Genomic DNA, 17,457 nt, shown 5'->3' with positions numbered 1-17,457 from the left:
CACCGTCCGAGCAGCCCCTCAAAGGGTTTTCAAGAAATGTTCGACAATTTTTTCGACTCGAATTCACGCATGTCGAATTGCCGGGCGGCGTAAACCGCCCGGCTAATGGAATCTGTCATTCAGGCGACTGGGGCCGGCTGTCAATGCCAGTCAACGGCGCCTTTCCCGTTGCCGTCGAGCTGCTCCGCGATAATTTCCAGAGCAACCGAGAACCACCAGTCGTCCCAGCCCACGAATTCGCAATAGTCCCTGACATGGGCGAGCACGGTCAGTGTGGCGATCGTTCCAGCGAGTGGTGACAGATCATCTGCGTATCCGTCCAAGAAGGCACGGCCCAGTTTCGACCACTGGGCGGCGGCCTCCTGGCCTCCCTTGCGTGTGATGATGCCGCGCAATTCGGTGAGTTCGCCCAGCACACGGCCGGTGTCGAGAGCTGTAGGCCCGACCTGCACGTCTTCCCCGATGAGTAGCACGGAAGACAGATCGCCGAGGCCGGGGACGAGCACTCCGGTCCCCGGGTTGCCGTGCAGAAGCACTCTCCCAGCTCTGTCGTCGAGTGCGGCATCGCACCAGTCCCGCAACTTCCTCCAGCGCCCCTGTCCGAGCTGGTCGCTGGTCAGGGCTGCGAGTCGGCGCAAGGGCTCCGAAGCCGTGGCGTCACCTCCTGCGAGCCAGTGCGCGAGCCGGTGCACTCCCGAACGGTCGGGCCTCCGGTCCGCCGCAAGGAGGGCGACATCCGCGGGAGGTGAGGCGTGCAGATGCCGCAGCAGGACTCCCAGTTCTCGTAGGAGTTCACGGGCCCTCGGGTATGACTGACGGGGATGCTGCTGCATCAGCAGCTTCCCCAAGGACCATGGGCCAGGGGCCGGATACACGAGTGCGTGCCCGTCCTGCTGGGGCAAGGACAGGCGCAATGCGGTGACGGGCAAGCCGCGCATCAGGCGTTCCACCGGACGGTCGGGCACCTGCATCTGGACCGAACGTGCGGGGCCGGCGGACCGCACCCACAGATAGGCGCCGTCGTCGGCGCAACTCTGTTCAACCTTCCGCCGGTATACAGACGTTCTGGTGAAACGGGTCCCGAGCTCATCGACGAGATCCCCGTAATGGTGTGCGCTCACGTGACTCGGCGTCCCGCAGAACCGCTGTCCCCGAGCGATTGTTCCATCAAGGTCAAAAGCCCGGGCAGCTCTGGGGGCACGAAGGCATCGTTACGGCCCGTTGTGGAACTGGGCCCCCTCTGGGGATGCAGGATGCTGATATTCGGACGCTCCTCGAGTTCCTTGAGGTGACGGCGCACCACAGGGTTGTGGATTCCACCCGGGGGCAAGGAAGGAGCAAGCCCGATGGGAGCCCGCGTGCACTGCATCGCGAGCATGGCCGGGCTGTCACCCAGGCCGATGGCGAAGCGGCTGACGAAGTTCAGGGTGGCGGGATACACCGCAACTGCCTGGGCCCACTCCGCCCATGCAACGTGCTGGGCCGTGGTCTGCGGTGTGTCCGGCCAGACATCGAGGGCTGCCTCGGTCGAGCTGAGCGCTGACAGCGCTTCGCGTGTCACGAACCGCTCTGCGCTGCGCGTGACAACGACGCGGCATTCCGTTTCCGGGAGCTCCATCCGCAGCCACTTGACCCAGTAGGGCAGGAAGGTCACACCGATGGCGCCGGTCCCCACCAGGAGGAGCCTGCGAGGCGTGAACCTGAAGGCCGCAGGTGCGCTGGGGTCAGACATGGTCGTGCTCGAGTTCCGCGAGGACGGCGCGCAGGTCGATGAGAGCGGCCTCGATGCCGTGTCGCACCAGAACGCCGGACGGACTGAGCACCACCTCGTCGACGCCCGAGCGGAAGTACTCTCGAATCCGCTCCGCGATCTCACCGGCGGAACCCGTAACGAAGACCTGGTTCTCGACCAGCGCCTCGGCGCCGGCGTTCACGTCCGCGGGATCGGCCTGCACTCCGGCCCCGCGGAGCATCGATGTGTAGTGCTCCGAGCTGAGATGCATCCTGTTGGCGGCCAGTACGAGAGCTCGCGAGTCGCGATCGGGGCGGTCGACCGCGAAATGCACCAGTGACACCACGCGCGGCAGGCTGCGGTCCTGGCTCCGGGCGCCCTCGCGCAATGCGGGGAGAAGCGTGTCGCGGAGGTAGGGCAGAGGGGTGAGCCAGGTGATGGCGGCATCCGCCACTTCGCCGGCGAGCCGGGCCATACCCGGCCGCAGGACGCCCAGGCCCACGTGCACCGGAGGATTCCCGAAAGGCAGCGTCGGCAGGGCCCCGTGCAGGACGTGGTACCGGCCGTCTCGACGGACCGTCTCCCCGGTCAGTGCCTCCCGCACGAGCGACACATATTCACGACTCGCGGTGAGCGGGCTTTCGTAGGTGGAGCCGCGAAGCGAACGGACGAAATTGGCTCCGCCGGGACCGAACCCTGCAATGACCGACTCCCCGGTGAGCGCAGCCACGGAACGCGCCGAGGCCGCAGCCTCGTACGGATGGCGCAATGCCATGACGGTCACTGCGGTACCAACGGGTATGCAGAGCCCTTGACCCGCGAGATGCGAGAAGACCTGATTCGTGTCGAGGGTCAGGGACTGGCCCATCCACAGGCGGGTAAGACTGGTGTCGCGGACGAGTTCGGCAAAACCGATGACGTCGGCCGGTCGAGCCGGCATCACCGGGAAGAAGACCGAAATATCTCCAGCCGGGAGCTGCGCCCCCTTGCGGGCTGTGAATTCGTTCATCTTTCTACCTCCTGGCCCACGAAGTTCACCTGCTGGATCAGCCCGTCCCGTATGCGATACATGGCGACGAGTGTCGCCGCTTGGCCTTCCACGACGACCCGCTCGTGGTCGATGATCCATTCGCCCTGAACAATGCGGCCCAACACGGCGGCCTGAGCAGGCTTGGTCGCGAACTGCTGGGCATACATGCCGCGCAGTGCTTCCTGTCCGGAAATGGCGAGGACTCCGTCGATCAACAGTTCGGCTTGGTCGGCGTAACAGTCCATGAAGTCGTCGAGCAACTGGCTGTTGTAGGCGGCGATCTGGCGCTCGACCACTTGGGCTTCCACGGTATCCATCGGTAAAGAAATAAATTCCTGCACTTCACCACTCACAGCAATTTCCTTACGGTTTGACGACTGCTCGTATTGCTCGCATTGCGGCGTCGGGATCGTCTGCCGCAAAATAGATCTTCTTCGCCGCTACAACACCGGGCTTCCCGAGATTCAGACTCAGCGGCCGATCAAATTCCATGTACATATTCACGCTGGCGCCGACGGAGCAGGCAACTGCGTCACCCTCATCTGCTATGGAGCGAAGCCCTCGGCCGGTAACCGTGCGTAGCCCCCTACCGACAGAACTGATGGCCTGGACCGGGATCTCCACTGCGCCGAGAAACCCCGTCCGCAGCGTGATCCGCTCGGAGGTGAGGAGGTGTGGATGGCGATGCATGGCGGCAACCGCACCGAACCCGATCAGGACGATCGATACCTCCAACACCGCGTGCGCGGGCCGAAGAACCGGAGGCACCATCCTCGAGACGAGAAATGCCAGGACGCCCTCCATGATGCAGAGAATGATGATCATCTGGCGGGTGTCGGAGGAGTGCCGCAGCGACGTCGCCTGTTCGACCCCGGGAAGAGGCCGGCGGACAACCCAATCACGGAGGGCTCCGCCCAGTACTTTCGCCATCCCAAGCTTGGACTGCTTCGGAATCACTTTCGCTGCAGGGGGGGTGACGGACACTGCAGATCCTCCCTCGTCCACACCCGGAGAATCCGACCCTGCGGGCATCCTGTGGAATGTTTCGAATTCGGCCTGATCGTGGTTACGGCCTACAGGAGAAGTCACTTGCGGGCCTCCCAGCGGAACCGCGTACGGGCGGCCCACACAGCAGCGACCGTCCATGCGCCGGCGCCCACCAGGTCAGGCAGCGCCGCAGGCCAGACAGCCTCCCCGTCAGGAGCGCCGAGCCACCCCGCGCGAACAAGATCCATCGCCGACGTCAACGGCAGGTACGCGCACCACTCAGCCAGCCAGGACGGAATGGCTGCCGAAGGGATCGCCAGACCCGATCCGGCAACGGAGACCAGAAGCAACGGCATCGTGGTCAGCTGCGCCATCTCCACGCTGCGAGTGAAGTTCGCTGTGCAGGCGGCCAGTGCCGCCACCAGGAGCGTTCCCACCAGGATGCCGATCGTCAGCAGTGCCGGGTCAGCAGGCGCCACCAACCCCAGCACGCCGATGCCGAGACCAATGACGAGGCCGCACTGCGCCCATGCCACAGCTGCAGCAGGCAGAGCGGTACCGGCCAGGATCTCGCCATCAGTCAGGGACCCGGTACGCAGCCGCTTGAGAACCATCCCTTCCCTCCGTGCCACGAACGCGCCCACCAGATTGGAGTACACGACGAAGAGCAGGACCATACCGATCGTGCCGGTAACCAGGACGGGCCTGGAATCGACTCGCACCTGGCCCTCGCCCGTGAAGGTCGAGGGCACGAAGGAGTACATGATCACCAGAGATCCGAGAGGCAGGACGAGTGCCGAGAAAAGTGCACTTCTGTTCCGCATCAGCATGGTCAACTCTGCGCGCCCCAAGGCAAAGAGCCGATTCCCCCGGGCTGAAGTCGCCGAGGAAAGGTTCGTGCTCATGATCCCACCTTCACGGATCGTGACTGCCCGGTGGGAGTCATGGCCAGAAAGGCATCTTCAAGTGTCGCAGACCTCGCATCGAGGCCTTGCAGAACGACCCCGTGCCGGTTGGCCCACACCAGCAGCTTTGTGAGGACAGGCTGCAGGTACTGGGTATGTAGCACGACTGTCCGCCCATGAACCTCACGCCTCGTCACTCCGGGCATGGCCGGCAGCGCCTCCGAACAATCCGCGGGCAATTCGAAGGAAACCCGGGAAGGGTGGTCCGCAATCACATCAGCGGTGGTCCCCTCTGCAACAACGACGCCATCCTGCAGGATGGCCACGCGGTCGGCGATGCCTTCCGCTTCTTCGAGGTAGTGCGTCGTGAGCAGTACCGTGACCCCTTCCTGCCGCAGCTGCTGGACGATCTCCCAGGTGTCCCGACGGCCTTCGGGGTCCATCCCGGTCGTCGGCTCGTCCAGAAACAAGACCTCAGGCCGTCCCATCACCGCGAGCGCCAGATCCAGGCGGCGGTGCTCCCCGCCGGACAACTGCTTCACGGGCACCGATTGGCGACTTTGCAGCCCCACAAGGCTCAGTACCTCGGACACCGTTCGGCCAGGGCGAGCACACCGAGCCCAGAAACGCGCTACTTCTGTCACCGTGAGATCTGCGGGAAACCCACCACTCTGAAGCATGACGCCGGTCAATGGGCGCACAAGTGTCCGCTCTCGGTAGGGGTCATGCCCAAGTACGCGTACCGTGCCGCCGTCCGCGGGCGCCAATCCCTCCAACAATTCGACGATGGAGGTCTTCCCGGCACCATTGGCCCCCAGGAGTGCAAAGACTTCGCCGCGGCGGACCTGCAGCGTCACACCACGTACTGCCCTGTACTCGTTCCTCCCCCCGGCCCCGTACGTTCTCTGCACGTCACGCGCGTCGATCACTAAACCGTTGTCGTCGTTCATGGTTCCAGTCTCGTGTCGTTCTCGAGCAGCTGACAGTGTGATATGTCATCAGCCGGCCGACGCCATTTGGTATGACGTTCCGTGCAAGGCATCGAGAAGCCTCGCGCGCCCCTCCCCAGATGCCGCCCTTTCCTCCAGTGAAAGTTGATCAAAACCTGCCATCTCCCCTCTGTCAAACTCATGCGTCATGTCGTGCCTGATGGGCAGTGGCTGCCCTGCGGGCGACGGTGAACGCGAGCTGGCATTGATCAGAAACGGTTCGGGTTCTGGGTCGTTGGCCGGGTGGGGGACGCGCGGCAGCTGTCGCCGTCGGCGCAGGAGGCCCTGCGGCTGCGGGCGGTGGCCGCGCTGGTGGCGGGGCGGGACCGTGAGGACGTGGCGGCGCTGTTCGGGGTGTCGCTGAAGGCGGTCGACAAGTGGTGGGCGAAGTGGCAGATCGACGGCCGGGAGGCGCTGGTCATGCGCCCGCGCGGTAAGCCGGTCGGGTTGCACCAGGTGCTCGGCGAGGCCGAGCAGGCCGCCGTGCGGCAGGCGGTCCTCGACCACAGGCCACGGGGTTGAGGCCGGGTGCGCAGGGCGGCAGGTGGTAGGCGGTGAGCCAGTCGTGCGCGTCGATTGCACCCGCCTGGTACGCCCTGGGGCCGCCTTTCCTGAGCCGCGCGTTCTTCGGCGTGCGCTCTGCTCGTGGGCGTTCAACAAGAAGGCATGGGGAACGGAGCCGCCGGAGGAGCGGAAGGGGGCGGCCCTACGACCTCCGGCACGCCGGCATCTCGTTCTGGCTTCGCTCTGGCGTGGACCCGGCCGAGTGTGCTCGACATGCCGGGCAGGGCATCGGGGTCCTCTTCCGTCGCTACGCCAAGTTCCTCGCCGGCGTTTAGGAGCACTCCAGCCGGCTCATTGAGCAGTCCTTGCAGGAGTTGGACCGGCGTGCCGGTGAGGCTGCTGCAGAGGGCTGATCGTCAGATCTGGTCCGTGACTGGTCCGGAACCGCTGGTCAGGCGCGGGATGGCGGTGGGAGGAACTGGGATAGGGCGCGCAGAGCGGTCCTCGTTGTGAGAGGGGCGCGTAGAAGGCGCCTGACGGGCAAAAGCCCAGGTCAGGCGCCTTCTTTTGTGCCTCTAGAAGAAGCCCAGCTTCTTCGGGGAGTAACTGACCAGGAGGTTCTTCGTCTGCTGGTAGTGCTCCAGCATCATCTTGTGGGTCTCGCGGCCGATGCCGGACTGCTTGTAGCCGCCGAAGGCCGCGTGCGCCGGGTACGCGTGGTAACAGTTCGTCCAGACGCGGCCCGCCTGGATCGCGCGGCCCGCGCGGTAGGCGGTGTTGATGTCGCGGGTCCACACGCCGGCGCCCAGGCCGTACGCCGTGTCGTTCGCGATCCGCACCGCGTCGTCGAAGTCCTGGAACGAGGTCACCGACACCACCGGTCCGAAGATTTCCTCCTGGAAGATCCGCATGCGGTTGTCGCCCTCGAAGATGGTCGGCTGGACGTAGAAGCCACCGGCCAGATCGCCGTCGAGTTCCTGGCGCAGACCGCCGGTGAGGACCTTCGCGCCCTCCTTCTGGCCGATCTCCACATACGACAGGACCTTCTTCAGCTGCTCCTCCGAGGCCTGCGCGCCGATCATCGTGTCCGTGTCCAACGGGTGGCCCGGCACGATCATTTCCGTGCGCGCCACCGCCGCGTCGAGGAAGTCCCCGTACCGTCCCCGCTCGATCAGGGCGCGCGACGGGCTGGTGCACACCTCGCCCTGGTTGAGGGCGAACATGGTGAACCCCTCCAGGGCCTTGTCGCGCAGGTCGTCGTCGGTCGACCAGATGTCGTCGAAGAACAGGTTCGGGCTCTTGCCACCGAGTTCCAGGGTGACGGGCTTCAGGTGCTCGGCCGCGTACTGCATGATCAGCCGCCCGGTGGAGGTCTCGCCGGTGAAGGCGATCTTCGCCACGCGCGGGCTGGAGGCCAGCGGCTTCCCGGCCTCCTCACCGAAGCCGTTGACGACGTTCACCACGCCCGGCGGCAGCAGGTCCGCCACCAGGCTCAGCCAGTAGTGCACCGACGCCGGGGTCTGCTCGGCCGGTTTGAGCACCACCGTGTTGCCCGCGGCCAGCGCGGGAGCCAGCTTCCACACCGCCATCAGGATCGGGAAGTTCCACGGGATGATCTGGCCGACCACGCCCAGCGGTTCGTGGAAGTGGTACGCCACCGTGTCGTCGTCGAGCTGGCTCAGGGCCCCTTCCTGCGCGCGCAGGGCGCCCGCGAAATAGCGGAACTGGTCGATGGCCAGCGGCATGTCGGCCGCCAGGGTCTCCCGTACGGGCTTGCCGTTCTCCCAGGTCTCCGCGACCGCGAGCGCCTCCAGGTTCTGCTCCATCCGGTCCGCGATGCGCAGCAGGATCGTGGACCGTTCCGTCACGGAGGTCCGCCCCCAGGCGGGCGCGGCCGCGTGCGCCGCGTCCAGCGCCCGCTCCACATCCTCCGCGGTACCGCGCGCCACCTCGGTGAAGGGCTGTCCGTTGACGGGGGAGGGGTTCGCGAAGTACTGGCCACGGGCGGGCTCGACGTACTCGCCGCCGATGAAGTGGCCGTAGCGGGACGCGTACGACATGAGCGCCCCCTCGGTACCGGGCGCAGCGTAACGGGCCATGGTGTCCTCCCTTGCCGGGCGCCGGCCACCGTCGGACAGCGCTCGCCGGGAGGCTAGGAGCGGGCAGGTTGCGGATACGTTGCACGCCCGCGGCCGCCGGGCCGAGCGAGCTCCCGTACGTCGGGCCCGCGCGCGCCGAACTCCCGGTCCAGGGCGTGGACGCGGGCCAGCGCGGCCGGCCTGCCCTCGGGCGGCAGCGCTGCCGCCAGCGCACGCCACGCCTCCCGGTCGTCCGCGCCCCATGGGCTGCACACCCAGTCGGTCAGCAGGCCGGTGTCCGCCCGGGCTATCACGGCGGCCCGTGCCTGGTCCTCGATCCGACGCCGCAGCCGCACGATTCCCGGCGCGGTGGAGGCGGGCAGGAGGGGGCCCGGGTAGTGGTGGAGGGCGGCGGACACCGCCCCGGCGGCCAGGTGCCGGGTCAGCGCGGTGAAGTCGGCGTCGAGCGGACCGGCCGTGCGGTAGGGCCGCGACAGTGGGGCCGCGGGCCCCAGCAGCGCGCGCAGCCGGGAGATCTCGGCGCGTAACGTCACCGGTGACACCGACTCGTCCTCGTACAGCGCGATCGCGAGCTCCTCGCCCGACAACCCTTCGGGGTGGTGGGCGAGCAGCGCCATGATCTCGCTGTGCCGCCGCCCCAGCCGCACCTTGCGCCCCCCTGTCACCAGCACCGCCTCGTCCTGACCGAGCGCGGCGAGGGTGTCGCGGGCGGCCGGCGGGCCGGGGTCGGCCAGGGCCAGCTGAGCCTCCGCAGCCCGCGCCACCGCCTGCACGAAGGCGAGGGAGTGGGGGTGGGCGAGGCCGTCGCCGCCGGTGATGTCCACCGCGCCCAGCACCCTGCCATTCCGGGGATCGCGGACCGGGGCCGCCGCGCAGGTCCACGGATGGACCCGGCGGCTGAAATGCTCCGCTCCGAAGACCTGCACGGGCTCACCGACCGCGACCGCCGTACCGGGAGCGTTGGTTCCCATCGCGGTCTCCGCCCAGCGCGCGCCCGGGACGAAGCCGAGCCGCTCCGCCCGCCGCAGTGTGCCCGGCTCGCCCTCCACCCACAGCAGACTGCCCCGCGCGTCGCACACCGCCAGCAGATGCGCCCCGTGCGCGGCGAAGGCTCCCACGAGGTCCCTGAACAGCGGCATCACCCGAGCCAGGGGGTGCTCCTCGCGGTACGGCCGCAGCTCCGCCTCCGCCAGCTCCACCCGGGGCGCGCACTCCGGGCTGACCCGGGCACGGGCGCACCGACGCCAGGACTTCGCGATGACCGCCCGGACCGGTGCCTCGACCCGGCCCTCCAGGGTGAACGCGGCATGGGCCCGCCGCAGTTCCCGCGTCCGCGCGGCGGGATCGGCACCGCCCGGCAGCGCCACCGAAGGATCGTCCATGTCACCCTCCCGTGGTGCCGCGGTACCCGGAGCGCCCCCATCGTCGTCCCGGCACCGGCCCCCGACAAGCGGTACGTCGGCCACTGCGCAGACCGGTCCGCGCCGAAGCGCCGCGGGCGTGGCCGGGGCCTGCGGGTCCGTCTCCCCGCCCTCGCCTCGGCCGGAGATCACGGAGAGTATGCAATCCGTGCGTGTGGCTACCGAGGGTCACGGGACGGTCGAGGCGCTACCGCGACGCACGCGTTCCGGGCTCGGGAACGCGCGGTCGCGCTGGTGCGTTGAGGGGGTAGTGGCCTACGGCAGGAGGAGGTGTCCGCAGATGTCCACGAGCGGAAAGGTCGCGGTTGCCGGTGTAGTGGCAGCCATCGTGTTGTTCTGGGCGGTCGGGTTCTGGGCGGGGCTGCTGGTGCTGATCGGCGTGCCCGCGGCCGCCTACCTCCTGCTGGACTCCTCTCAGCGGCGTCGACTGCGGGGTATATCCAGGAAGCAGATCGGCCGCTGACGGCGGCAGGGCCGACCAGGCTCTGCCTTCGGCGCGGAGCCCGGCCGGCCCGCGCGGCGCAGTCAGGCGGCGCCGCCGGTTCCCAGGCGTGCCGCCGTGTCGTCGCGGTAGCCGTCGGCGTCCGTGCGGGGCGGGTGCCCGCAGGAGGCATCCGTGTTCGGCCCCCGCCGGTAGTTCCGCGCAGGGGCCGATACAGAGGCGTGAGTCGAGGCGCGCGCTCAGTAGTAGTCGCGCATGAGCGCAGTTGCCCACTCGGGCTGCCGCAACTCGCCGCGGGGACCGAACTCGGCCATGTACGGCTTCAGATCGAGCACCGGCGTGCCGTCCACCGCGTCGAGGCCCTCCACGTGCAGGTCCAGGCCGTCCACCTTCACCACCCGGCACCGCGAGACACCCAGCCGGTTCGGCCGGTTCTTGCCGCGCTGGGCGAAGATGCCGACCAGCGGCCAGTCCGGGTTGCCCCGCGGGCGCCGCGCACCCGTCTCGACCTTCTCCACCGGCACACGGTCGAAGTGGTAGACGACCTCGACGTGCGAAAAGTCCTCCAGCCCGTACAGCGCCTCCGGGCCGAACCGGGTGCCGTCCAGGCGGATCACCGCCGCCTCATGCCCCCAGTCGTCGTCGACCACCTCCGCGCGGCCGCCCACCACCACGCCCACCGGCTCGCACTCCATCGTCACAGCTCCCCCTTGAACTTCCGGTCGCGGTCAAGCCGGGCGTAGCGCGACGCGGTCCAGCGCCGCCAGCAGTTCCGGTAGATCATGCTCCCCCTCCCGGGGGACGGACAGCACTTCGCCCGGCTCATCGTCGAGCAGGACGAAAGCCGCGTCACCGGTACGGGCCACCAATGACCAGCCGGGCCCGTCCACCCGCAGGGTCCGGGCCCCCTCACCCGCGAAGGAGGACCGCACCCGCCCAGGCGGCGGCGGGGTGAGCGTGTACCCCTGGGCCTCCTCCAGTGCCCGGGCCAGCCCGGGATGCGCGGCGGCCGCTGCGCCGCCGTCCGTCGCCACGCGCTCACGCCAGTCGGCCCACTCCCGCGCGACCTGGTCCGCGGCCATCCGCCGCTGCACCGGACCCCACACCTCGGCCGACGGCGGCGCCAGAGGCACCCGTCCCGTGCCGTCCGCCCCCTGCTCCGGATCGTGCGGCTCCGGGATCCCCGATGCGGCCACCGACAAGTCCAGCGGCCAGCCGGCCAGCGAGACCACGATCGACCGCTCGTCGGGCGACAGGTCGTACTCCATCCCGCAGTCCCAGGAGGCGATGGCCGTGGCCACGAGCGAGACGTCGTCCACGACGACCGTCCAGCGCGCGCCCTCCTCGTCCTGGCCGAGCACCAGCCCGTACCCGTCCCCGGCCTGCTCCACGCCCAGCAGGGAGCAGGCCTCGGGGAAGTCGTCGCCCAGGATGCTCGGGAATTGCGCGGGGGTCAGCAGCACGGCGGTCAGCACGTACAGCGAGCCGCCACCCTCGTCGTCGGACACCTGGCCTCCTGGTAGCTCTCTCGTCGGCGCACCTTAACCAGCGGGTAACCCGCACGTCGAGAGCCTGCGGCCGACGATTTCCATGGCCGCTGCCTGCACGTAGAGTTGGGGGCCCGCCACAGAAAGGGACACCCGGTGCAGCGATACGACCGGCTGAGGGAGATCCTCCGTCTCGACCCCGACAAGGATTTCCTCGCCATCTACCGGCTCACCGCCACCTACGAGTTTCCGTGGGACTTCACCCGCGCCCTGGAACTCGCCCTCTTCCGGACGTACGCCGTCCCCTCCATCGGCCGCCTGCTGGCCGAGACCGCCGAGTTCACGGACCGTACCCAGAAGCGCTACGACGACACGGCGCTGCTCCTCGACGCGGTCGTCGAGCACGGTTTCGACAGCGACACCGCGCGCACCGCGATCCGCCGCGTCAACCAGATGCACCGCAGCTACGACATCACCAACGAGGACATGCGCTACGTCCTGTGCACCTTCGTGGTGATTCCGTCGCGCTGGCTGGACGCCTACGGCTGGCGTCCGCTGACCCACCACGAGCGCCGCGCCTGCGCGAACTACTACGCGACCCTCGGCCGTCACATGGGCATCAAGGACATTCCGGGCTCCTACGAGGAGTTCGAGACCACCCTGAACGCATATGAAGAGGCCCATTTCGGCTGGGACGAAGGCGCCCGGAAGGTCGCCGACGCCACCCTCGACCTGATGGCCTCCTGGTACCCGGCGCCGCTCGCCCCCGCCGTCCGCAGCGGGAGCCTCGCCCTTCTCGACGAGCCGCTGCTGAGCGCCTTCCGCTACGAGCGCCCGCGCCCGCCGGTCCAGCGGCTGGTCCAGCGAGCCTTGTGGCTGCGCGGGCGCGCGGTACGGCTGCTGCCCCCGCGCAAAGCCCCGCACTACGCCCGCCAGAACCCGGAGATCAAGAACTACCGGGGCGGCTACGACGTGGGCGAGCTCGGCACCTTCCCCGTGCCCGGCGCGGGCGGCTGTCCCGTCCCCCATCCCCGTCGGCCGGCCGGAGCCGAGGCCCAGCCCCCGGCGTGATCCCGATGGCCTCCGCGCATCCCGGGCGCCTGGCCGACGTACATGCGTGTCATGTTTCGACGTGTCACAGGTGACGTACGGCCAGCGCCAGGAAGCGGGCGTCCTCGTCGACGTAGGAGGTCAGCTCCCAGCCCGAACGGGCCAGCAACGGACCCAGGTTGGACTCGGCCCGCAGGTCCTGCGGGGTCAGCTCGCGGCCGTGGCGGGCGGCGAGGGCGGCTCGCCCGATCGGGTGAAAAAGCGCGAGCCGGCCGCCGGGGCTGACCACCCGCGCCAGTTCGCGCAGGTTCGCCTCCGGGTCGGGCAGGTGGGCGATGAGGCCGGACGCGAACACCGCGTCCAGTGCCCAGTCGCGCAGCGGCAGCCGGGCCACGTCCGCGAGCAGCAGTGTGCCCTCGGTGGCCCGCCCGGCCCGCTGTGCGGCGGCCAGCATCTCGGGGGTGAGGTCCGCGCCGAGCACGCTGCCGGTGGGCCCGACCGCGGCGCGCAGCGGGGCCAGAGCCCGCCCGGTGCCGCAGCCCGCGTCGAGCACGCGGTCGCCGGGCCGCAGGCCGAACTCGGCCACGGCGGTCGCGAAGGCGGGCGCGTCCCCGGGGAACTTCCGGTCCCAGTCGGCGGCGCGCGCTCCGAAGAACTCCTGCACGTGCGTGTGGTCTTCGCTCATGCGCCCATGATCCCCCACCGCCGCACCCCGTCCAGGTCTGCGGACCGTGTGCAAGGTGGCACGTGGCGTGATCGAAGATGAACGTATCTCTGTCATATCCCAGCAGTTCCAGCGTCTTTCGAAATGCTCCCCTTGTTCGCGCCCTCACCCGGACTAGCGTCCGGTGGCCATGGGACACCTGGGACATCTGGACCACGCCGCCTACGGCTGGCTGACACCCGCGCTGTCGTACCTGATGGCATCGATCGGCGCGGCCCTCGGGCTGCGCTGCACCGTCCGCGCGCTCGCCGCGACCGGACCCTCCCGGCGCAACTGGCTCCTCACCGCCGCCTCCGCGATCGGCACCGGCATCTGGACGATGCACTTCGTCGCGATGCTCGGCTTCGACGTCACCGGCACCGAGATCCACTACAACGTGCCGCTCACCATCCTCAGCCTGCTCGTCGCCATGCTGGTCGTCGGCGCCGGTGTCTTCACCGTCGGCTACGGCAGGCAGCGCGGCCGGTCGCTCGTCCTGGGCGGCCTCACCACCGGCCTCGGTGTCGCCAGCATGCACTACCTGGGAATGGCGGCCCTGCGCCTGCACGGGGACGTCTCCTACGACCTGCTCACGGTCGGACTCTCCGTCGCCATCGCCGTGGTCGCCGCCACCGCCGCCCTGTGGGCCGCGCTCAACATCAAGTCACCGGTCGCCGTGGCCGTCGCCTCGCTAGTCATGGGCGCCGCCGTCAGCAGCATGCACTACACCGGGATGATGGCCGTCGCCGTCAGCGTCAGCCCCTCGGACACCACCCTGCCCGGCGCCACGGCCATGCAGTTCATCTTCCCGCTCGCCGTCGGGCTGGGCTCCTACCTGTTCATCACCGCCGCGTTCGTCGCGCTCTCCCCGACCGCCGACGAGCGGGCCGCGTCCGCCTCCGCCCGCCACCTGGGGGAGCACACCGCGGCGGCCTGAGCACGCCTGTCCCGCCGCCGGACGTTGCGTACTCACGTACGCAGACGCAGAGACGCCGGGGGACGCAGACGCACACCGCCCCTACGACCGTACGACCGCACCTGTAGGTACCGCCCCGGAACGAGGAGCCCATGCGCACACCCCGCAGAAAACCGGAAGCAGCGGCGCCGCGGCTGCCCGCGCCTGCGGACGGCCGCGCCACGCCAACAGGCCGCCGGGCCCACGCCGGCCCGCCGGCCGACGAACCCGCGGAGCAGGTGGTCCACCAGCCCGCCCCGGCCGCCCCCACCGCCCCCCGCGTCCGCGGCCCCCGGCTGCGGCTGCGCCCCGCCACCGTCCGCGCGAAGATCGTCTCGCTGCTGATGGTTCCGGTCGTCTCGCTGCTCGCACTCTGGGCCTTCGCCACGGTCAGCACCGCCCAGGACATCGCCCGGCTCAGCCGCGTCCAGCAGGCCGACACCGAGATACGCACCCCCGTCACCGCCGCCGTCATCGAGCTCCAGGCCGAACGGCGCGCCGCCGTCCGCCTCCTCGCCGACCCCGCCGCCGACCCGGCCGCCCTGGACCAGCAGGCCCGCCGCACCGACACCGCCGTCGGGCGGCTCCGCCTCGGGGACCGCAACACCGTCGCCGACTCCGGCGACTACGGCTCCGACATCGTTGTCCGCCTGGGCACCTTCGTCGCCGACGCCGAGGCGCTCGGGTCGGCCCGCAAGGACGTCACCGGCCGCCGGGCCACCCCGGAGGCCGCGTACGAGATCTACACCCGCGTGGTCGACTCGGCCCTCGCCGTGGGCGGCGCCCTGACCGGCGGGGAAGACGTCGAACTCGGCCCGGAGTCCCGCGTCCTGCTCGAATTCGCCCGGGCCGGGGAACTCCTCTCCAGGGAGGACGCACTGCTCGCCGTACCGGGCCAGCGCACCGCTGAATCGCTTCGTCAGCTGACCGGGGCCGTCGAGACCCGGCGCGCCCTCACCACCGCCTCGGCCGGCGACCTCCCCACCGCCCAGCAGGACGCCTGGCAGTCCGTCGCCAAGAGCTCCGCCTACGCCGACCTCACCGCCGCCGAGGACCGGGCGCTGGCCGCCGGCACGGCCAAGGAGGCCCGCGGGGTGCCCGCCGGATGGGAGGCGGCCTACACCTCCATCAGTGCCTCCATGCGCGAGATCGAGGGAGCCGCACACGCCGCGGCCGCCCACCGGGCCGACCCGGTCGCCGAAGGGGCGCTCAGCCCGGCCGGCGCCGCCGTGCTGCTGGGCCTGGCCGCGGTCGCGGCCTCGCTGGTCATCTCCGTGCGCATCGGCCGCGTCCTGGTCGTGGAGCTGGTCTCGCTGCGCAACACCGCCCTGGAGATCGCCCGCCGCAAGCTCCCGGACGCGATGGAGCGGCTCCGCGCGGGCCAGGAGATCGACGCCGCCGCCGAGACGCCGTCCGGGCCGCCGGCCGACGACGAGATCACCCAGGTCGGCGAGGCGCTCGCCACCGTCCACCGGGCCGCTCTCACCGCCGCCGTCGAGCGGGCGGAACTGGCCAGCGGGGTGTCCGGGGTGTTCGTCAACCTCGCCCGCCGGAGCCAGGTCCTCGTGCACAAGCAGCTGACGCTCCTCGACTCGATGGAACGCCGCGCGGACGACCCCAACGAGCTGGGCGACCTCTTCCGCCTCGACCACCTGACCACCCGGATGCGCCGGCACGCCGAGAGCCTGATCATCCTGTCGGGCGCGGCCCCGGGCCGGGCCTGGCGGATGCCGGTCCCCCTCACGAACGTCGTACGGGCGGCCGTCTCCGAGATCGAGGACTACCCGCGGGTGGAGGTCCGCCAGCTCGCGGAGGCCGCCGTGGTCGGGGGAGCCGTCGCCGACCTCACCCATCTGCTCGCCGAACTCATCGAGAACGCCGCCCAGTTCTCCCCGCCCCACACCAAGGTCCGGGTCAGCGGCGAGCCGGTCGGCGCCGGTTACGTACTGGAGGTCGAGGACCGGGGGCTCGGCATGGGCCGCGAGACCCTGAGTGACGCCAACCGGCGCATCGAGCAGTCCGAGGCGCTCGACCTCTTCGACAGCGACCGGCTCGGGCTGTTCGTCGTCAGCCGCCTCTCGGCCCGCCACGGCGTGAAGGTGCACCTGCGCACGTCGCCGTACGGAGGCACCACCGCCGTGGTGCTGCTGCCGAACTCCATGCTCCAGAGCGCGATCACGGCCGGATCCGCCGAGCCGTCGGTCCCGGCAGCGGCCTCGGTTCCGGCAGCGGCCTCGGCGGCGGACGCGGCTGCGGAGCGGGCGGCGGCGCAGGGAGCGCAGGGCGCCGCGCGGGCGGAGCGGCCGCCCGCCATGGCCGTCGTACGGGAGAACCCGCGCGGTCTCCCGGAACGGGACCCGGACCGCACCCCCGCAGCCGAGGAGCCGCGTCCGGCACCGGTGGCGGCGCTGCGGCCGCGCGTTCCCGGCGGCGCGGTGACCCGTACACAAGTGGCGCCGCCGCCCCCGGCCCCCGCCGCCTCGGTGACGGAACTGCCGCGCCGGGTACGTCAGGCCAGCCTCGTCCCGCAGCTGCGCGAGACCCCCGCCCCCAAGGCGCCGGCCGGCGCAGGCCTCCCCGAGGACCCGCCGGGCCGCAGCCCGGAGCAGGCCCGGGATCGGATGGCGGCCTACCGGGCCGGCTGGGTCCGCGGCGCCCAGGAGAACTCCCCTCACGCAGGCAGCGAAGGAGAACTGTGATGATCGAACACCAGAGGATCGACCGGGGCGGCGTCCGAAGGACCGGCGAACTGGACTGGCTCCTGGACGACCTGGTGGTCCGGGTCCGGGAGGTCCGGCACGCCGTGGTCCTCTCCAACGACGGGCTGCCGGTCGGTGCTTCGAGTGCGCTGAGCCGGGAGGACGCGGAGCACCTGGCCGCCGTGTCATCCGGCTTCCACAGCCTGGCCAAGGGCGCGGGCCGGCACTTCCACGCCGGGGGTGTGCGCCAGACGATGGTCGAGATGGACGAGGGCTTCCTCTTCGTCGCGGCCGCCGGGGACGGCTCCTGTCTGGCCGTGCTCAGCGGTGCCGACGCGGACATGGGGCTGATCGCCTACGAGATGGCCCGGTTGGTGAAGCGCGTCGGCGAACACCTCTACACCCCGCCCCGGTTCGCGGCGCGGCCGCCGGCCGCCGGCTGAGGGCGGCGGTC

The 17,457-nt window shown here is 70.1% G+C and carries 18 protein-coding genes; 6 read left to right on the top strand and 12 right to left on the bottom strand.

Translation table 11 applies throughout. The features are described 5' to 3' along the window. Positions 1 to 140: 140 nt before the first annotated feature. The 7 genes from OG737_RS02170 to OG737_RS02140 all read right to left on the bottom strand — a co-directional run bounded on the left by OG737_RS02170 (position 141) and on the right by OG737_RS02140 (position 5,604). Positions 141 to 1,121: a hypothetical protein gene (locus OG737_RS02170; RefSeq protein WP_328924422.1), complete on the bottom strand. Its 981-nt coding sequence runs from the start codon at positions 1,119 to 1,121 to the stop codon at positions 141 to 143. After that, entirely contained in the window at positions 1,118 to 1,675 is a 558-nt protein-coding gene (locus OG737_RS02165; RefSeq protein WP_328924421.1) for a flavoprotein, read from the bottom strand. Before OG737_RS02165 ends, OG737_RS02170 begins: the two co-directional genes overlap by 4 nt. A 49-nt stretch (positions 1,676 to 1,724) precedes the next feature. After that, entirely contained in the window at positions 1,725 to 2,741 is a 1,017-nt protein-coding gene (locus tag OG737_RS02160; protein ID WP_328924420.1) for an LLM class flavin-dependent oxidoreductase, read from the bottom strand. After that, positions 2,738 to 3,115, bottom strand: coding sequence for a nuclear transport factor 2 family protein (locus tag OG737_RS02155; protein ID WP_328924419.1), 378 nt, complete (start codon positions 3,113 to 3,115; stop codon positions 2,738 to 2,740). The genes OG737_RS02160 and OG737_RS02155 overlap by 4 nt, the downstream gene beginning before the upstream one ends. Positions 3,116 to 3,125: 10 nt before the next feature. Then, positions 3,126 to 3,746 carry a hypothetical protein gene (locus OG737_RS02150; protein WP_328924418.1) on the bottom strand — a complete coding sequence of 207 codons (621 nt, stop codon included), beginning with the start codon at positions 3,744 to 3,746 and terminating at the stop codon, positions 3,126 to 3,128. 101 nt (positions 3,747 to 3,847) lie between these two features. After that, positions 3,848 to 4,654 carry an ABC transporter permease gene (locus OG737_RS02145; RefSeq protein WP_328924417.1) on the bottom strand — a complete coding sequence of 269 codons (807 nt, stop codon included), beginning with the start codon at positions 4,652 to 4,654 and terminating at the stop codon, positions 3,848 to 3,850. Further along, complete coding sequence (locus OG737_RS02140) at positions 4,651 to 5,604, bottom strand: ABC transporter ATP-binding protein (protein WP_328924416.1); 954 nt, start codon at positions 5,602 to 5,604, stop codon at positions 4,651 to 4,653. The genes OG737_RS02145 and OG737_RS02140 overlap by 4 nt, the downstream gene beginning before the upstream one ends. 282 nt (positions 5,605 to 5,886) lie before the next feature. On the opposite strand from OG737_RS02140, the gene OG737_RS02135 reads away from it, so the two are divergent. Beyond that, positions 5,887 to 6,165, top strand: coding sequence for a helix-turn-helix domain-containing protein (locus OG737_RS02135; protein WP_328924415.1), 279 nt, complete (start codon positions 5,887 to 5,889; stop codon positions 6,163 to 6,165). 557 nt (positions 6,166 to 6,722) lie between these two features. On the opposite strand, the gene OG737_RS02130 is transcribed toward OG737_RS02135, so the two are convergent. Together OG737_RS02130 and OG737_RS02125 are read right to left on the bottom strand one after the other, a co-directional pair. Next, complete coding sequence (locus tag OG737_RS02130) at positions 6,723 to 8,246, bottom strand: aldehyde dehydrogenase family protein (RefSeq protein ID WP_328924414.1); 1,524 nt, start codon at positions 8,244 to 8,246, stop codon at positions 6,723 to 6,725. A 53-nt stretch (positions 8,247 to 8,299) separates the two neighbouring features. Beyond that, complete coding sequence (locus OG737_RS02125; protein WP_328924413.1) at positions 8,300 to 9,628, bottom strand: GAF domain-containing protein; 1,329 nt, start codon at positions 9,626 to 9,628, stop codon at positions 8,300 to 8,302. Positions 9,629 to 9,947: 319 nt separating this feature from the next. Between OG737_RS02125 and OG737_RS02120 the strand changes: the two genes are divergently transcribed. Continuing rightward, on the top strand, positions 9,948 to 10,130 hold the full coding sequence (locus OG737_RS02120) for a hypothetical protein (RefSeq protein WP_215150480.1): 183 nt from the start codon (positions 9,948 to 9,950) through the stop codon (positions 10,128 to 10,130). Positions 10,131 to 10,348: 218 nt separating this feature from the next. Here the strand turns inward: OG737_RS02120 and OG737_RS02115 are convergent, their stop codons facing one another. Continuing rightward, positions 10,349 to 10,804 carry an SAM-dependent methyltransferase gene (locus tag OG737_RS02115; RefSeq protein WP_328930184.1) on the bottom strand — a complete coding sequence of 152 codons (456 nt, stop codon included), beginning with the start codon at positions 10,802 to 10,804 and terminating at the stop codon, positions 10,349 to 10,351. 33 nt (positions 10,805 to 10,837) lie between these two features. Next, positions 10,838 to 11,617 carry a hypothetical protein gene (locus OG737_RS02110; RefSeq protein WP_328924412.1) on the bottom strand — a complete coding sequence of 260 codons (780 nt, stop codon included), beginning with the start codon at positions 11,615 to 11,617 and terminating at the stop codon, positions 10,838 to 10,840. Between the two features lie 135 nt (positions 11,618 to 11,752). Here OG737_RS02110 and OG737_RS02105 point away from each other — a divergent pair, with 135 nt between their 5' ends. Then, positions 11,753 to 12,667, top strand: a complete 915-nt coding sequence (locus OG737_RS02105; RefSeq protein WP_328924411.1) for an oxygenase MpaB family protein — start codon at positions 11,753 to 11,755, stop codon at positions 12,665 to 12,667. Between the two features lie 64 nt (positions 12,668 to 12,731). On the opposite strand, the gene OG737_RS02100 is transcribed toward OG737_RS02105, so the two are convergent. After that, positions 12,732 to 13,331, bottom strand: a complete 600-nt coding sequence (locus tag OG737_RS02100; RefSeq protein ID WP_405921125.1) for a class I SAM-dependent methyltransferase — start codon at positions 13,329 to 13,331, stop codon at positions 12,732 to 12,734. Between the two features lie 178 nt (positions 13,332 to 13,509). On the opposite strand from OG737_RS02100, the gene OG737_RS02095 reads away from it, so the two are divergent. The 3 genes from OG737_RS02095 to OG737_RS02085 all read left to right on the top strand — a co-directional run bounded on the left by OG737_RS02095 (position 13,510) and on the right by OG737_RS02085 (position 17,446). Then, on the top strand, positions 13,510 to 14,286 hold the full coding sequence (locus OG737_RS02095; RefSeq protein ID WP_328930183.1) for an MHYT domain-containing protein: 777 nt from the start codon (positions 13,510 to 13,512) through the stop codon (positions 14,284 to 14,286). Positions 14,287 to 14,417: 131 nt separating this feature from the next. Further along, positions 14,418 to 17,003 carry a nitrate- and nitrite sensing domain-containing protein gene (locus tag OG737_RS02090; protein ID WP_328924409.1) on the top strand — a complete coding sequence of 862 codons (2,586 nt, stop codon included), beginning with the start codon at positions 14,418 to 14,420 and terminating at the stop codon, positions 17,001 to 17,003. Beyond that, positions 17,003 to 17,446 carry a roadblock/LC7 domain-containing protein gene (locus OG737_RS02085; RefSeq protein WP_328924408.1) on the top strand — a complete coding sequence of 148 codons (444 nt, stop codon included), beginning with the start codon at positions 17,003 to 17,005 and terminating at the stop codon, positions 17,444 to 17,446. Before OG737_RS02090 ends, OG737_RS02085 begins: the two co-directional genes overlap by 1 nt. Positions 17,447 to 17,457 lie beyond the last annotated feature (11 nt).

This window comes from Streptomyces sp. NBC_00122 (genome assembly GCF_045160845.1).
Classification (GTDB): Bacteria; Actinomycetota; Actinomycetes; order Streptomycetales; family Streptomycetaceae; genus Streptomyces.
This window is presented reverse-complemented; position numbering and strand designations above follow the sequence as displayed.

What these genes read in the sequence shown, in the direction of transcription:
- OG737_RS02160 (WP_328924420.1), bottom strand. Translation starts at nt 2,741, where the DNA reads ATGAACGAATTCACAGCCCGCAAGGGGGCGCAGCTCCCGGCTGGAGAT.
- OG737_RS02145 (WP_328924417.1), bottom strand. Translation starts at nt 4,654, where the DNA reads ATGAGCACGAACCTTTCCTCGGCGACTTCAGCCCGGGGGAATCGGCTC.
- OG737_RS02140 (WP_328924416.1), bottom strand. Translation starts at nt 5,604, where the DNA reads ATGAACGACGACAACGGTTTAGTGATCGACGCGCGTGACGTGCAGAGA.
- OG737_RS02130 (WP_328924414.1), bottom strand. Translation starts at nt 8,246, where the DNA reads ATGGCCCGTTACGCTGCGCCCGGTACCGAGGGGGCGCTCATGTCGTAC.
- OG737_RS02125 (WP_328924413.1), bottom strand. Translation starts at nt 9,628, where the DNA reads ATGGACGATCCTTCGGTGGCGCTGCCGGGCGGTGCCGATCCCGCCGCG.
- OG737_RS02120 (WP_215150480.1), top strand. Translation starts at nt 9,948, where the DNA reads ATGTCCACGAGCGGAAAGGTCGCGGTTGCCGGTGTAGTGGCAGCCATC.
- OG737_RS02115 (WP_328930184.1), bottom strand. Translation starts at nt 10,804, where the DNA reads ATGGAGTGCGAGCCGGTGGGCGTGGTGGTGGGCGGCCGCGCGGAGGTG.
- OG737_RS02100 (WP_405921125.1), bottom strand. Translation starts at nt 13,331, where the DNA reads ATGAGCGAAGACCACACGCACGTGCAGGAGTTCTTCGGAGCGCGCGCC.
- OG737_RS02090 (WP_328924409.1), top strand. Translation starts at nt 14,418, where the DNA reads ATGCGCACACCCCGCAGAAAACCGGAAGCAGCGGCGCCGCGGCTGCCC.
- OG737_RS02085 (WP_328924408.1), top strand. Translation starts at nt 17,003, where the DNA reads ATGATCGAACACCAGAGGATCGACCGGGGCGGCGTCCGAAGGACCGGC.